Genomic DNA, 15,819 nt, shown 5'->3' with positions numbered 1-15,819 from the left:
ACACCTGTTTACTAACATAACTCTGAGGAGGAAAACCACGAACATGCGGCAAATCATCAAATGGCGCTGGGGGATCCTGGCACTATGGCTTGTGGCAACCGTTCTGCTGACAGTATTTCAGCCGGATGTGAACGCCATTTTACATGAGCGGGGCCAGGACCCGCTGACCGAAGACAGCCCGTCAAAGGTCGCCGGAACTCTGCTTAACAAGATGACCGGCACTAGCGGAACGAGCGATATTATCGTTTTTCACAAAGAAGGCAAGCTGACGGACGAGGATATGAAACATATCGGATCCGGCATCGAGAATATGGTTCAGCATCAATCGGAGCTGGGCTTCAGTCAGCTGATTGACCCGATTACGACTCCTGATGCCAAGTCCTCCCTCGTTTCAGAGGATAACACCACGCTGATGGTCAGCTTCAATCTGGACAAAATGGGACGCAACGTGGATGATATCGAAGCCCAGTTCAAAGATGTACTGAAGGATGTCGATGTCCCTTATTACTTAAGCGGCGAGGACTTTATCCAGAATGACTATCTTAAGGCATCGGTATCGGGAGTGGAAAAGAGTGCTGCACTCACCGTTATCTTCATTCTGGTTGTACTTATTGTCATGTTCCGCTCCGTCGTTATTCCGCTTGTCTCCCTGCTTGCGGTAGGCGTCTCCTACCTGGTCTCGATGGGGATCGCAGCGCAAATTATCGACAAGCTGAATTTTCCGGTCACGAGTGTGACACAGATGCTGCTGGTGCTGATTTTGTTCGGGATCGGCACGGATTACAACATTCTGCTGTTTAATCGTTTCAAGGAGGAATTATCCCACGGACGATCCGTAGATGAGGCGATTATTGCATCCTACAGAACCGCGGGTAAAACGATTATTTACAGTATTGCAACAGTATTTATCGCTTTTGCAGGGCTCAGCTTCTCAAGCTTTGGTATCTATAAGTCAGCGAATGTAGTAGCGATTGGTACGGTTGTGCTGGTGCTTCAAATGCTGACGCTGACACCATTCATGCTGAAAGTGTTCGGGCCGAAGCTGTTCTGGCCTTCGAAAAAGGTAGCAGGCCATAAGGAGAGCAGATTCTGGGCAAAGCTGACATCTGTTTCCGTTAAGCATCCGGTTATTGTTACGGTAATTATAGCAATTTTGCTGATTCCGGCACTGCTGACGAGCGGACAAAAGCTTTCCTTCGACCAGCTGAAGGAGCTTGGTAACAGCTATCCGTCCACCAAAGGCTTCAGTATTGTGGCTGACCACTTCAGCCGCGGGCAGGCGCTGCCGACGAGCGTGGTCATTGAAGGCGACAAGGCGATGGATAATAATGATACCTTGGGCGTTATTGACAAGCTGACGGATAAGTTGAAGGCAGTTGATGGGGTGAAATCGGTTGCCAGCGTAACGCAGCCGCAGGCGAAGCCGATTGAGGATTTTTACATCAGCAATCAGACGGAGACCGTAACGGAGGGTATCTCGGCATCCCAAAAGGGTGTGGATCAGATCAAGAGCGGCCTGGATCAGATTGGCGATAAGCTGAGTACGCCGGATACTTCCAGCGCGAATCAGCTGGTTACCGGCACCGGACAGGTGAAGGATGGTTATGATCAGATTACCGCCGCACTCGGGCAGGTATCCGCAGGTATTGGCAAGGGTGCGGGAGGAGCCGGCGAGCTGAGTAAGGGGATCGCGGGGCTGAAAAGCGGCCTGGATACCGTGAGCGCTAATACAGGCAAGATTGGTTCGGGTCTGTCGCAGCTCTCCAAGGGATATACCTCCTTGGAAGCAGGATACAAGCAAATCAGCGGACAAATACCGGGAATTCAGCAGGGCTTGGCTGGTATGAACGGCCTGATTTCCGGACTCGGAACCAAGCATAGTGAGCTGGCTTCTGATCCCGATTACGTAACGCTGAAGGCAACCGGCGAGAGTCTTGCATCCGGCTTGACTCAGCTCGGCGGAGGACTGCAGGAGCTGAATGCGAATTATGCAAAGCTGAATTCCTCCCTGGGCGAGGCTGCGGGTGGATTAGGGCAAATTGAAGCGGCACAGAAGCAGATGTCCACCGGGCTTTCCGCACTGCAAAAGGGTGCGACTGAGCTGCAGAAGGGTCTTCAGCAGGGCAGCAGCGGCAGCCGTGAAATTGAAGCGAATATGAAGAAGCTGAATGCCGCTCTAGGTCAGGTGCAAAGCGGACAGAAGCAGCTGATCGGCGGTCTCTCAAGCCTGACTGGCGGTATGTCGCAGTTGAAGGAAGGTATTGATAAGAGCGGTAACGGACTCGGGGATATCTCTGAGGGACTGGGCAAAACAGGTGATTTCCTCACCCAGCTGAACAGCTCGAAGACCTTCTTTATTCCGCGGGAGGCTTTGGAAAATGGGGACTTTAAGAAGGCAGAGGACAACTTTATGTCCAAGGACCGGAAGATCACGAAGCTGATTGTTATCCTAAAGGATGATCCCTACTCCCCGGCTGCGCTGAAGACCATTGAGAAGATCAATGATACGGTATCCAGCAGTCTTAAGGGAACGGTATTGGATAAAGCCACCTACGGTGCGGCTGGTCCAAGTTCAACCACCTATGATATGAACAAGGAACAGATCAAGTCTTTCAATAGCACGGCCATTATCGTCATCGTGAGCGTGTTTGTCGTTCTGCTGTTCGTCATTCGCTCATTCTGGCCGTCTGTCTTTATCGTACTCTCGCTCGTTGCGTCTTACTATGTGGCGATGAGCGCGTCCAATCTGGTCACAACCTATATTATTGGAGCGGACGGAGTGTCATCCTTTGTGCCATTCTTCTCCTTCATCATTATTGTGGCGGTAGGTGTTGACTACAGTATCTTCCTGATGGAGCGCTATCGTGAATATGGCGATATGTCGCCGGGTGATGCGATTGTGAGAGCGGCGAAAAGCGTGGGTGGTGTCATCATCTCCGCGATGGTTATTCTGGGTGGTACCTTTGCAACCCTGATCCCATCCGGCCTGGTGCTGCTCATCGAGCTGGCATCTGCTGTGGTCGTGGGTCTCATCGTGCTCTGCTTTATCCTGCTGCCAATGCTGGTTCCGGCACTGATTGTGCTGCCTGAGAAAATGCAGCAGCGGCGTGCTGAACGCATGCAGGTTGCGCATGTCAACAGCAAGGATTCACGCAAATAAATGATAGCTGTACGTTAACGGCAAAAAAGGACCGGGAAAGAGCTGCAGGCTCTAACCGGTCCTTTCGTATATCAAGATTTAATGCTGAACAGTTCCGGAGGGGATTCGGTCATTCACATTAAACCAGTGTTTTCAGCGCATCCGGTGTGAACGGCTGGAGATCATCGAAGCGGCCTTCACGTACTTTGGTGGCCCAGGCAGGATCAGCGAGTAGTGCACGGCCAACCGCAACCAGATCAAACTCATTTTTCTCCAGACGGTCCAAAAGATCGTTGATATCCTTGTTCCCTGCGCCCTTGCCTTCCGTAAAGAGGCTGGTGAATGCTTCATCGAGGCCTACGGAACCAACCGTAATAACGGTTTTTCCGGTGAGTTTCTTGGCCCATCCGGCGAAATTCAGGTCGGAGCCTTCAAATTCAGGTTCCCAGAACCGGCGTGTAGAGGCATGGAAAATATCGACGCCCGCGTCGGCAAGCGCTGTTAGAAGCTGTTCCAGCTTTTCCGGTGTATCTGCCAGTTTCGCGTCATACTTGGTCGTTTTCCACTGGGAGAGACGCAGCGCAACCGGGAAGTCCGGTCCTACTGCGGCGCGGACAGCTTTCACGACTTCGATGGCAAAGCGGGCACGCTTCATCATGTCGCCGCCGTATTCGTCAGTCCGCTGATTGGTGGTTTCCCATAGGAATTGGTCGATCAGATAGCCGTGGGCGCCGTGGATTTCCACGCCATCAAAGCCGATCCGTTTGGCATTGGCGGCTGCATCGGCATAGGCTTTGACGACGTAGTGAATCTCATCCACCGTCATCGGCTCGGTCACCTTGTTGCCGTTCAGGTCGAGCCCGGACGGGCCGATCGGCAGCGCTTCCGGGTTCGGCTCGGAGCCGACGGCACGCGTCATGCCGACATGCCAGATTTGCGGCATGATTTTGCCGCCGGCTTCATGGACCTGCTTCACCACTTCGGCCCAGCCGTTCAAGGCTGCTTCACCGTGGAAGTTCGGTATGCTCGGACTTTCGACTGCCGCCGGATGGTCAATTGCCGTGCCTTCCGTGATGATCAGGCCGACGCCGTTCTCGGCGCGGCGGCGATAGTAAGCAGCGACGTTCGCTCCCGGTACCCCGTTCGGGGAGAAACCGCGGGTCATAGGCGCCATCACGATTCGGGATTGCAGGTTTAAGTTACCCAAAGTATACGGCTGGAATACTGAAGCTGTAGAACGGACATCCTGTTTTTGTTGACTCATGTATGGAATCCTCCAATATGTTTATTTTTTTATTTTTCTATATTTCCATAAAAATAGATATATATGATCAAAAGAAAGAGCTTTTTGCTTAAGTGGCGTGTAACGATGCTTGTAAGCTAAAGCTCTTTCTTGAGTTGTTCGATAAAGTGGTTAATACCCTCCTCATCACGTCTGTAATAAGTCCACTGTCCCGAGCGGCGGGACTCCAACAAGCCTGCCTTCTGCAACTTGACCAGATAGCCGGAAACGACGGATTGGGCGAGGCCGGTTTTCTCCGATATGGATCCGACGCATATTCCACCCCTAAAATCACAGGTTGCTGGCATATGCTCCTGCGGGCCAAAATGATTCTCCGGATGTTTCAGCCACTCCAGAATGTTGAACCGGGTCTCGTTAGATAACGCTTTGATCGTTAATAATATATCCATGTGCTTTATTATATCTATTTTTATAGAAATGTAAATATACTTTCGGAAAATATGACCTGGTTAAAAAAGGATGCGAGCATCAGGGATATATTTCTGTTTCCGTAAGCTTCGTTTAATGCGATATCCAGAAGGGTAATACCGTGTGTATTCATATTCGGACACAGTGCCGTACATAAGAACAGGAGGGAATGAACTTCATGAATAAAGATCGGGATAACATGAACATCAATGAAGAGAGCAAGAAAGAGCAGCTGAAAGATTTTAGCGTCAATGACTCCGGTCAGAAAATGACGACCAATCAAGGGTTACGCATTACGGATGATGAGCATTCGCTGAAGGCGGGGGACCGAGGCCCAACCCTGATGGAAGACTTTCAATTCAGAGAAAAAATGACCCATTTTGACCATGAACGGATTCCTGAGCGGATTGTCCATGCCAGAGGTTTTGGTGCACACGGTTATTTTCAGGTCTATGAGCCGATGGCCGAGTTTACCAAAGCCAAATTTCTGCAGGATCCAGCCGCAAAAACTCCAGTGTTTGTCCGTTTCTCAACCGTAGCGGGCTCGAGAGGCTCCGCAGATACGGTACGTGATGTCAGAGGCTTTGCAACCAAGTTCTATACCGAAGAAGGAAACTTTGACCTGGTGGGCAATAACATGCCGGTCTTTTTCATACAGGATGCCATGAAATTCCCTGATTTTGTTCATGCGGTCAAGCCGGAGCCTCATAACGAAATTCCGCAGGCATCCACAGCGCATGACACACACTGGGATTTCATCGCGAACAATACAGAATCGACACATATGATCATGTGGGCCATGTCAGATCGCGCGATTCCACGCAGCTTCCGGATGATGGAGGGCTTTGGCGTTCATACCTTCCGCTTTGTGAACGAGAAGGGAGAAGCCCATTTTGTTAAGTTCCACTGGAAACCGCTGCTTGGCGTGCATTCTCTGGTATGGGATGAAGCGCAGAAAATAGCTGGTAAAGACCCGGATTTCAACCGCCGCGATTTGTCTGAAGCCATTGAGATGGGCAATTATCCGGAGTTTGAGTTCGGCGTGCAGATCATCCGGGAGGACGAGGAATTCAACTTCGATTTTGATATTCTGGATCCGACCAAGCTGTGGCCCGAGGAAATCATTCCGGTACGCCGCATTGGTAAAATGACGCTGAACCGCAATGTGGATAATTTCTTTGCGGAAACCGAGCAGATTGCGTTCCATGTGGGACATGTGGTGCCTGGCATTGATTTCAGTAATGACCCGCTGCTGCAGGGCCGGTTGTTCTCCTATACAGATACACAGCTGTCCCGTCTCGGCGGACCAAACTTCCATGAAATCCCGATCAACCGTCCATTGGCACCGGTACACAACAACCAACGCGACGGGATGCACCGGATGACGATCAACCAGGGCCAAACAAGCTACCACAAAAACTCCCTGAATAATAACGATCCGCATGAGGCCACCGAGCAGGAAGGCGGATATGTACATTATCAGGAAAAGGTGGAGGGCCGTAAGGTACGCGCCCGCAGTGACAGCTTCAAGGATCATTACAGCCAGGCCAAGCTGTTCTGGAACAGCATGTCCGATGTGGAGCAGAAGCATATGATCAAGGCCTTCCGTTTTGAGCTTGGCAAGGTGCAGACCAAGAGCATTCAGCAGCAAATGGTCAACAATCTCAGCAATGTGGACCTGAATTTGGCTGAGCAGGTTGCTCTTGGCATCGGAGCAGAGGCACCGAAGGCGCCGACAGAGGAAGTCCGCGAAAGTGTTACTTTGTTATCGCCTGCGCTGAGCCAGTTGAATACGGCCAAATCTGCTGCTACCCGTAAAATTGCTGTGCTTGCCGCAAACGGCTTTGATTCCGCTGAAATGAAGGCGGTACAGACAGCGCTCCAGGGGGCTGGGGTAACGGCTGAAATTATCAGTGAACATCTGGGCATGATTACGGGTACAGAGGGAGATCAACAGCAGGTGAAGCAAACATTCCTGACGGCCGACTCCGTCTTGTACGACGCTGTATATGTAGCCGGCGGTGAGGAGAGCATTGCGCAGATTGGCATGATCCGCGAAGCGGTTAACTTCATTATAGAAACCTATAACCATTTCAAAACCATCGGCGCAGCAGGCAAGGCGCTGGGATTACTGGGTACAGCGGGCATCCATGTCGCGAGTCCGGATCAACCGGTAGGGAATCTGGAAACACCGCTCACGGATACCGGACTTGTCATCAGAAGCGGTGCAGAAAGCGGTCAAGAATTCGGTCAAAAGCTGGTGGAGGCGATTGCCATGCACCGTCATTGGGACAGAGAACTGTCTATGTCCAAGTAAACTGCCTTAAGGTATAACCTGTTCGAAAGCCAGCCGATGATTCTCATCCGGGCTGGCTTTTGTTTTAAATATTTGTATCGGCCAAGCTTTATGTTAGGATAATAAGGGACTTAAATTCCAATCTTTACAAGTGAAAGGGTGCATGGCATGAAGGAAAGGCTGGAGCGGTACAAAATATTCCGCATTCTGGCTTCCATATACCGGATTAAAGCAGTTCGGCTGCTGATACCGCTCATCGTTATCGGGCTTGTCTACTGGGAAGGCCAGAAGGAGCTGCGTCAGGTTTCCCTCGGCCGTACGTTTGGCGAGCTGCGTCGTTTGCCGGTAGAAGCGGTTGTGGAGATTTTTCTGTTTTCCCTTTTTTCAATTGCGGTAATGAGCCTTTATGATTTTATGATCCGCCGTCATTTCCGGTTGAAGGTTGGATTTTGGAGTACATTTCGATACGCTTGGATTGCCAATACGTTTAATAATATTATTGGATTTGCCGGATTAACCGGAGCGGGACTCCGGACAATTTTATATAAAAGAAGTGGGATTTCACCTATATTGATGGCTTCGGCGGTGGTATTTCTTTCGCCGATTGTAGTAACGGGACTGTCGATCCTCTCATGGGGCATTATAGCCGGAGTGTTTACGGTAGGAGATCTTTTTGAGGAACACAGGTGGCTTATCTTTGCGGTATGGGGTATGGCTCTATATCTGCCGCTCTTTGTCTTGATGCAGAGATCCTCACTCTTCGCCAAATGGTTCAACCGTGGCGAGGGAAGAACACCGTGGACGACCGTAGGCATATCTCTCAGCGCTTCTTTGCTGGAATGGGCCTGCGCCGGAGTGACCTTCTGGCTGATTGCCAGCAGTGTGCTCCATGATGTATCTTTCCGCGAAGTGATCGGCATGTATGCGGTGGCCGCGATTGCCGGAATTCTGAGCATGGCGCCCGGCGGCATTGGAGCCTTCGATCTGACGGTGCTTTTGGGGCTGGAACAGCTGGGCTTACCTTCCGACCGCGCGATGGCGGTGCTGGTCCTGTTCCGTTTGTTCTATTATATTGTGCCATGGCTGATCGGGCTGATCCTTTCAGCATTTGAGCTGGGCAATGTGGCCAAACGGGCCGGTGACAAGCAGGATGATGGAACCGAGTTCCCGCTGAATGGATGGCAGAGGCTGTGGCGGTGGCCGGGACAATACCGTTTTCTGAGTGATCTCGGTGTCTGGGCGCTGGGCAAGCTGGTGCTGGTGAGTGGTCTGGTGCTGCTGCTCTCGGCAGCTACGCCGGGGCTGCTGTATCGTCTCCGGCTGACAGAAGAGATCCTGTCCATGCCGCTCATGCGCTTGTCGCATCTGCTCTCGGTTATCATCGGATTTATGCTGATTGTGTTGTCCCGCGGCATTTCGCTGCGGATTCACAGGGCCTATGTTTGGACAGGCGTTCTGCTGCTTGCGGGCGCGGTCTTTACGTTCATCAAGGCGTTTGATTTTGAAGAAGCGATATTTCTGCTCATTGTTGGCATTGCGTTATGGGTGTCGCGGGCCAGATTTTACCGTGTGGGGGCTCCTGTGGACGCCCGCAGCTACCTGTTATGGTACGTGCTGTCGGCGGTTATTGCGTTTATCTATTACTGGATCGGAAGCCATGTCCATCATGGCTGGCTCAGGCATCTGCCGACGGCAGACCGCATCCATTGGATGTTTGGGCCAAGGCCGTATGCGATCACAGCGCTGATTGGCCTGGCCGGATCATGGGTGCTGCTGACCATGCTGCTGCTGTTAAGACCCAATCGAAAAATCGCTGCCGCAGCAGGACCGGAGGAGCTGGACAAGCTACGGCTGTTCCTGAAGCGGAATCAAGGAAATTTACTAACACATATGCTGTTTACGGGAGATAAGAGCTTTTTCTGGTCGCAGGAGGATCAGGTTCTCATACCGTACGCCAAGGCGAGGGACAAGCTGGTGGTGCTGGGTGACCCGCTCGGGCCGGTAAAGCTGGTACCAGAGGCGATTGCCGATTTCCAGCAATATGCTGACCAGTATGCGATGTCCGTTGTGTTCTATCAGGCGACACCGGAATATCTGCCTATCTATCATGAATATGGATACCGCTTCTTTAAGCTGGGAGAAGAGGCGCTGATTCCTTTGGAGAACTTCACTCTGAGCGGCAAAAAAGCTACCGATTTACGGAGTGTCCGCAATCGGTTCGAGCGTGAAGGATACATTTTTGAAATGGCTGTGCCGCCTTTCGGAAGCGCGCTTCTGGAGGAACTGCGCAAGGTGTCCAATGAATGGATCAAGGGCAGACGGGAGAAGGGCTTCTCACTTGGATGGTTTAACCAAGATTATCTGGAGCAGGCTCCTATAGCATTGCTGAAGAATCCTGAAGGTAACATTCTTGCGTTTGCCTCTCTGGCACCTGGATATGATGAAAAACACACGATGTCCATAGATCTGATGCGCCATCAGAGCGGAACACCGAACGGTACAATGGATTATCTGTTCGTCAAGCTGCTTGAATGGTGCAAGGAACAGGGATACAACGTCTTTAATTTGGGCAACGCACCGTTATCCAGCGTCGGGGAGAGCAAGAGCGCGCTTCGCGAGGAAAAGCTGGCTGCGCTGGTATTCCAATACGGCGGCCATTGGTATGGATTCAAGGGCTTGCGCAGATATAAGGAAAAGTTTGCTCCGGAGTGGGAGCCGCGTTTCCTGGCTTATCCAGCCTGGGTATCGCTGCCCGTGCTGACCGTGGATCTGGTGAGATTGGTATCCAGGCGGGTGCAGGAAGTCAGAAAATAGTAGATGAATACAAAAAGAGCAGGGCCTCAGTCATCCTCTGGATGATCTGTGCCGACTGCTCTTTCTTTTTGTCTAAGGAAGTATGGGGAGAACACTTCTTGCTTACTGATTCTATCCGTTATTGATCTATTTCTTTTCCGTTCATAAGAGATGGTTCTTCTCCGCTTGTTTTCGATCGAGGGACTCTTCTCCGCTTGAAGGTGAGAGCGAAGATGAGAGCCGCAATCAGCAGCACCAGGAAGATGGCGGCAATGATGATATCCTGCGTCGTATATTTGCCGGTTGCTCCGGGCTGAATATTGGCTCCGCCCATGCCCGGCATGCCGCCAGGGAATCCCCCACCAGGTCCGCCACCGCCAGGGAATCCTCCAGCGCCGCGGTTACCGCGGCCTTGTCCCATCTGCCCGTTTTGCCCGTCAGGCATCTGCATGCCCTCCGGAGGCTGCATGCCCTCGGGAAGCTGCATGCCTTCGGGAAGCTGCATCCCGTCAGGCATTGCAGGCATCTGCCCGTTATCGGCGTTCTGTCCATTATTGAACTGCCCGCCGCCGAAGCCCATGCCGCCGCTGGTATCCGCCTCGACAACCAGCTCGCCGGAGAGCTGCATCTTGATGGATTCCGCCCGCTCGGTTGCGAACTTCACCAGGCTTTTGTCGCCGGAGACACCCTCTTTGAATTGATCCGGTGTATAGAAGCTGGTCGGATCCTTCTCCACGTAAGAAGAGATCAGGGAGGAGATCGATGTTGTCATTGACAGCATATTGTCTTCCGTGAAATATTCATCCGCAATTTCCTTCAGATACTTATTGAATTTCTCCTTGTATTCATCCTTGGACAGGAGAGCTTTCAACAGCGGGCGCTCTTCCAGCGATGTGCCGGATACCGGCGTTGTGATGCTGAAGTTGATATTGTTCTCGCTGAGGAAGTTGGCAGCCATGTCACCGCCCATACCGCCACCCATGCCACCGCCTCTTTTTTGGTTGCCTTGACCTGCAGCCTGCTCGTTGGCGGCATTTTGCCGATTTTGCCCGGCCTTGGCATCAGCCTGATTACCACCGGCAGCTGCCTGGTTCTGTGCATTTTCCTTACCTGCGGGCTTATCATCTTGTGCATTATTATTCTGACCGTTTTGACCCGGCATACCCTCTGGCATACCGCCACCTCCGCCACCACCACCGACGCCGTATCCGCCGAACGCCATGTTGTAATCCCACGGAAGTACGGAAAATTTACCGTCTTTCTCATAGAGGTAGTAATTATGCTTCAGGTTTCCCTGATAGCTGTCGAGGTTGACGAGCGCCGTATTGGCTGCAAAATACCTCAGCATTTCATCCACGTCTGCAACGTCTTCCAGATTGCCGCCGTTATTGATGACATCTAGCAGTTTCATCATGTCTTTCTGGTCGGAGTTTGTATCGGATTTCAGATTAAGCCCTGAATAATCCTTCATTTTGTCACTGATCCATTTGAGATCGCTTCCGGTTCCGTCCGGCTTGTACAAATCTCCTGTGCTGTCAGTGAAATTCCGCTGCAGATACGTTTCCTCAATGGCTTCAACCCCAAGGTACAGACCCCACTCCTGGCCGTTAATCGTCACATACATGTACGAGTAGCCTGGCGTAGGGATGCCCATCTTCTCCATGAGTGCGTAAGACAAGTATTCCCGCATTTGCGAGGGATCGCTGTAGTTGTTGTTCAGGTTGAGTTTTTTCAACCCATAGAGCTTCTGATCGTCATTGTAGTAATCAAAATCGAGCTTGAAGCTGTAGCGGTCTGAATCCTCCATCTGTGCGACGGAACGCAGCGTCATGTTCCCTTTGGTGCGCATACCGATTCCATCAACCTTGACGCCGTCGATGACGACGTTTGCCTGTACCATTTTCTCATCCAGCGGATTGTCCAGAATGGTCTTTAGATCCTTTGGATTCATGGTAATATCGACGTTTGTAACCTTGCTTTGATTAAAGACCCGCTGCATATATGTGTTTTCCAACTGCGTAGCCTGAAGGCCTGCCCGCGGAAGAATGGCCGTTACCGTGACAAACAGCACAATCAGCAAAACGAGCGAAGCAACTATAGTTCTGTTTTTCACAAAGCGTAGACTCCTTCCGTCTTAATATTCATGCGGCGAACAGTCAGGGGTAGGAACAATGTGGAACCCGCTCCGGTGCACCTGCCCCGCTGCGTCCGAAATCTTGAAGGGACGAAGAGTTAAGCTGTGAAGTTGCCGTCATAGCTCAGCATGATTGCGGATTTCACGCCATCCATGTTCGTAATCTGCTGCATAAAATCGGTATTGGTATCCTTCAGGCGGATTTCATAAGTCATTTCCAGGCTTCCATCCATAGAGACGGACTTGGATTTGACGGTGTGCTTTTTCGACTGCATGGAGACCATGTGCGCAAGCGGCTTTTCCACGCCAGCATCGTTATATTTCACAACCAGCAGGTACGGGTTTTCCAGGGTCAGACGGTTGACGAAGAAAAGAAGTACAAGACCGATCAGAATGGCACCGATGATGACCAGCGGAATGAGGCCAGCGCCGCATAGAATCCCGGAAGCGACCGCCCAGAAAATGAAAATCAGGTCAATCGGATCCTTAATCGGCGTTCTGAAGCGAACAATGGACAGGGCGCCGACCATACCGAGCGAGAGGACGATGTTAGTGGAAATCCCCATGATGATCAGAGCCGTAGCCATCGTCATGACGATGAGCGAGATGTTAAAGCTGTGGGAATACATCACGCCGCTGAAGGTTTTCTTGTAGATGACATAGATGAACAGCCCGATAGCAAAAGCGACCAGGAGACCGATCAGAGAGTCGACAATCGAAAAGCTGCTGGTTTTCTCCAGAAAGCTGGATTTGAAAATATCCGTAAAAGTTGTTGCGTTATTGGCATTCGTACCCATTATTCATTCCCCCAAGTTGTTTGTAGCGCGTTACTGGCGCATGCCTAGCCGTACATCCGGCTGTACTGGTATTTGGAAAAAGAGGTTTTGCGGCTGTCCCGCACCTGCAGCAGAAGCTTGATCACATCCGGCAGGTATTCGTCGTACTTCACCTCTAGGATGACGGTGTTCGGATCGACCGTATCGACCATGATCAGGTCCGGATTCAGAATATCCGTATCCTTGTAGCTGGTCCGGACCTGGCTGTCGAACGTCACCCGCACATTGCCCTGCTCATAGATGTAGACCTCGCGAACATAATCCACGACGGCAACCGGCTTCAGCTGAAACAGGTTCATATGCGTATACAGCTCGCGCATCAGCGGACGCTTGTCCTCTTCCATCCAGGCGATATCACCGTTATTCAGCCGGGTGTACTCTTCAGCGGTCATGCTGCATTTTTCCTTGTAGCAGAGATTGTCGCGCTTGCTCTTTTTCTCGAGATTAATAAAGCTTGTGTCGTAGTCGTACAATCTCACCCGGTATTTGTCCCGGTGGAACAGACCCTCCTTTTTTTGATTCAGGGCTTTATTGTCGAAGTTGTCAAAATACACGCTGCGGATCAGGTACTTGCCGTCCTTTTTGGCATGCGGGTCAAGCGTCATCACATGCTGCAGGTTATGTCTCAGCAAATGGCAGTCCATCTGTGTAATCACATGCTTCAATTCGCGTCTTCCTTTAACGGCAGGTTGTCCCGTTGCCATGTTGGGTAGGTTCAATGGGGCGTTTCCTCCTGTTCGGTCATAGATTTGTTAAATCTGTTCGTTGTTTATATTATGGCTGTGTAAACTTAACGAAACCTTAAGCTTGTTTTAAGCTTGAGAAGAACAGCAAAAAAGCCGTCTTCTCACGCCCGTTTGGTTAAGAAAGACGGCCTAAGCTGCCGGGGGGTTCAATTATTTGGGAAGCCGGATACGGAAAATCATGCCCTTCGGCTGGTTATGCAGCGCCTGGATGCTGCCGTGATGGCTGTCTACGATCCATTGTGCGATGGACAAGCCAAGCCCTGAGCCGCCGCTTTCGCGCGATCGTGCCCGGTCTTCGCGATAAAACCGGTCAAAGATGCGGGACAGTCCTTCCTCGCTGATGCCGATACCGGTATCGCTGACCTCGATATAGACTTTATTTTCTTTTATGGAAGTGCTGATGCCGATGCTGTCATGCTCCCGGGTATATTTCAGGGCGTTGTCCAGAAGGATAACCAGCAGCTGATGCAGGCGTGCAGGATCGGCCTCCAGCCGTGTTTGGCTGTGCAGCTTCAGCCACATATGCTTCTCCGACAGCTCTGCAATCTCCGCATACGGACTGCATACCTTGTGAACGAATTCGTCCAGGTCGATCATCTGTTTCTCCAGCTGCGTCTCGGTGGAGTCGGCCCGTGCCAGCGTCAGGAGATCCGTAGTCAGCCGCGACAGCCGCCGCGTTTCGGAAAGGGAGAGGGCAATATTTTCGAACGTATCGATGATCCTCTTCTCCGGCGTCGTCTGCATCAGCTCCAGCTTGTTCTGGATAATGGTCAGCGGCGTCCGCAGCTCATGCGAAGCATTTTCCACGAACTCCACCTGCTTGTCCCAGGAGCGGATGATCGGCTTCATCATTTTCCGGGATAGAATAAAGCTGGCCGTGATGGACAGCAGGATGAATATAATCGAGCATATAATAATAATCCGTTTGAAATTTCCAATCAGATTTTGCTCGGAGTCCACATTGACCATCAGCTGGATATAGGAGCCTGTCTCCGAGGGGAGCGGGACGGAAATCGTCCGGAAATGATAGGTGCTGTTAATGCTCATATTTGAAATAACACCTACGGTAGCAGGGTCAAACTTCAAGCTGCTGAAATAATTTTCATAGTTGATAAAGCCGATTTGCTGGATGTTGGCGATTTTCCCTTCTTTATTCCACTGAATGGGAATGACGCGCGGGTTAAATCCTAGCCGGCCGCCTATGTCGGGAGGGGGAGGGAAGCCGTTTTTGTCAGAGAAAGAGTTCTTGTCCGGATTCGCGCCATTTGCGGTTCCTCGGCCGCCGGTTTCAATCATCATTTTATAGCCATTCAGATCCGTATCCGTTTTGGCATACAGCGTGGTCTTAATCTGGCTGAAAATGATCGTACCGAAGATGCCGAAGAGGATGGTGAATGCGATCAGGGTATAGACCATGAACCGCAGCTGCTGGCTGCGGATGACCTTGTTCTTATTCATGGTCATCCTCATTCTCGGACAGCATGTAGCCCATGCCCCGGATCGTCTTGATGTATTTGTCATAACCGAAGGCTTTGAATTTTTTGCGCAGATTGCTGATGTATACCTCGATAACCGTATTGGTCGTGCTGGAGTCCATGCCCCAGACGCGGTCAAAGATCTGTTCTTTGGTCAAAATCATGTTTTTGTTGTTGATCAGATATTCCAGCAGGTCAATTTGCTTACCGTTCAGAAGCACCGTTTCCTCGCCAATATGAACGCCCCGGCTTTTCAGGTTGAGCTTAAGATCCTTGAATAACAGCGTATTTTCCTTGAATCCGCCAACTGACCGCCGCAGAATCGCCTCGAGCCGGAGCAGCAGCTCTTCACGGTGGAAGGGCTTGACGAGGTAATCATCGGCCCCTTTTTTGAAGCCGCGAATTTTATCATCGATTCCGTCCTTGGCCGTCAGAATGAGCACTGGCGTGGAGATGCCCTTTTGCCGGAGCTGTCCAAGCACCTCGTAGCCGTCCATGTAAGGCATCATAATATCTAGAATAATGACATCGTAGATGTTCTGTTCTGCCATATATAAGCCTTCTTCTCCGTCAAAAGCCTGCTCGGCCTCAAATAGATCCCGCGTCGTTTCGCATACCGTATCGGACAGATGTTTATCATCCTCAATGACAAGGAGCCGCATACCGTTTCACCTCGGTTGATATTTGTT

Annotated in this window: 10 protein-coding genes; 3 read left to right on the top strand and 7 right to left on the bottom strand. The window is 51.2% G+C overall.

Features of this window, described 5'->3' with window-relative positions; genetic code table 11:
• Positions 1-43 precede the first annotated feature (43 nt).
• Positions 44-3,160 (top strand): MMPL family transporter, encoded by a 3,117-nt coding sequence (locus E6W40_RS19650; RefSeq protein ID WP_136607320.1) that lies wholly within the window; start codon positions 44-46, stop codon positions 3,158-3,160.
• A 118-nt stretch (positions 3,161-3,278) separates the two neighbouring features.
• Here the strand turns inward: E6W40_RS19650 and E6W40_RS19645 are convergent, their stop codons facing one another.
• Positions 3,279-4,403 carry an NADH:flavin oxidoreductase gene (locus E6W40_RS19645; protein ID WP_136607319.1) on the bottom strand — a complete coding sequence of 375 codons (1,125 nt, stop codon included), beginning with the start codon at positions 4,401-4,403 and terminating at the stop codon, positions 3,279-3,281.
• 116 nt (positions 4,404-4,519) lie between these two features.
• Positions 4,520-4,831 carry an ArsR/SmtB family transcription factor gene (locus E6W40_RS19640; RefSeq protein ID WP_136607318.1) on the bottom strand — a complete coding sequence of 104 codons (312 nt, stop codon included), beginning with the start codon at positions 4,829-4,831 and terminating at the stop codon, positions 4,520-4,522.
• Between the two features lie 197 nt (positions 4,832-5,028).
• Here E6W40_RS19640 and E6W40_RS19635 point away from each other — a divergent pair, with 197 nt between their 5' ends.
• Together E6W40_RS19635 and mprF are read left to right on the top strand one after the other, a co-directional pair.
• Positions 5,029-7,167 carry a catalase gene (locus E6W40_RS19635; protein WP_136607317.1) on the top strand — a complete coding sequence of 713 codons (2,139 nt, stop codon included), beginning with the start codon at positions 5,029-5,031 and terminating at the stop codon, positions 7,165-7,167.
• A 147-nt stretch (positions 7,168-7,314) separates the two neighbouring features.
• Positions 7,315-9,960, top strand: coding sequence for a bifunctional lysylphosphatidylglycerol flippase/synthetase MprF (gene mprF / locus E6W40_RS19630; protein ID WP_136607316.1), 2,646 nt, complete (start codon positions 7,315-7,317; stop codon positions 9,958-9,960).
• A 118-nt stretch (positions 9,961-10,078) separates the two neighbouring features.
• Here mprF and E6W40_RS19625 read toward each other — a convergent pair whose 3' ends face one another.
• From E6W40_RS19625 to E6W40_RS19605, 5 genes are all read right to left on the bottom strand, one after another.
• A complete protein-coding gene (locus E6W40_RS19625; protein WP_246073110.1) occupies positions 10,079-12,052 on the bottom strand; it encodes a CotH kinase family protein in 1,974 nt (657 codons plus the stop codon).
• A 119-nt stretch (positions 12,053-12,171) separates the two neighbouring features.
• On the bottom strand, positions 12,172-12,870 hold the full coding sequence (locus E6W40_RS19620) for a DUF4956 domain-containing protein (RefSeq protein WP_136607315.1): 699 nt from the start codon (positions 12,868-12,870) through the stop codon (positions 12,172-12,174).
• 44 nt (positions 12,871-12,914) lie between these two features.
• Positions 12,915-13,628, bottom strand: a complete 714-nt coding sequence (locus E6W40_RS19615; protein WP_342774718.1) for a polyphosphate polymerase domain-containing protein — start codon at positions 13,626-13,628, stop codon at positions 12,915-12,917.
• A gap of 177 nt (positions 13,629-13,805) precedes the next feature.
• A complete protein-coding gene (locus tag E6W40_RS19610) occupies positions 13,806-15,113 on the bottom strand; it encodes a sensor histidine kinase (RefSeq protein WP_136607313.1) in 1,308 nt (435 codons plus the stop codon).
• Entirely contained in the window at positions 15,106-15,792 is a 687-nt protein-coding gene (locus tag E6W40_RS19605) for a response regulator transcription factor (protein ID WP_136607312.1), read from the bottom strand. The genes E6W40_RS19610 and E6W40_RS19605 overlap by 8 nt, the downstream gene beginning before the upstream one ends.
• Positions 15,793-15,819 lie beyond the last annotated feature (27 nt).

The sequence above is a fragment of the Paenibacillus dokdonensis genome, from assembly GCF_004916975.1.
In the GTDB taxonomy this organism is placed as follows: Bacteria; Bacillota; Bacilli; order Paenibacillales; family Paenibacillaceae; genus Paenibacillus_AQ; species Paenibacillus_AQ dokdonensis.
Note: the sequence above shows the minus strand (reverse complement) of the source record. Positions and strands in the feature narration are given on the sequence as shown.

Bases quoted from the DNA above. Each gene is read 5' to 3' on its own strand.
- E6W40_RS19650 (WP_136607320.1), top strand. From the start codon at position 44: ATGCGGCAAATCATCAAATGGCGCTGGGGGATCCTGGCACTATGGCTT.
- E6W40_RS19645 (WP_136607319.1), bottom strand. From the start codon at position 4,403: ATGAGTCAACAAAAACAGGATGTCCGTTCTACAGCTTCAGTATTCCAG.
- E6W40_RS19640 (WP_136607318.1), bottom strand. From the start codon at position 4,831: ATGGATATATTATTAACGATCAAAGCGTTATCTAACGAGACCCGGTTC.
- E6W40_RS19635 (WP_136607317.1), top strand. From the start codon at position 5,029: ATGAATAAAGATCGGGATAACATGAACATCAATGAAGAGAGCAAGAAA.
- mprF (WP_136607316.1), top strand. From the start codon at position 7,315: ATGAAGGAAAGGCTGGAGCGGTACAAAATATTCCGCATTCTGGCTTCC.
- E6W40_RS19620 (WP_136607315.1), bottom strand. From the start codon at position 12,870: ATGGGTACGAATGCCAATAACGCAACAACTTTTACGGATATTTTCAAA.
- E6W40_RS19610 (WP_136607313.1), bottom strand. From the start codon at position 15,113: ATGAATAAGAACAAGGTCATCCGCAGCCAGCAGCTGCGGTTCATGGTC.
- E6W40_RS19605 (WP_136607312.1), bottom strand. From the start codon at position 15,792: ATGCGGCTCCTTGTCATTGAGGATGATAAACATCTGTCCGATACGGTA.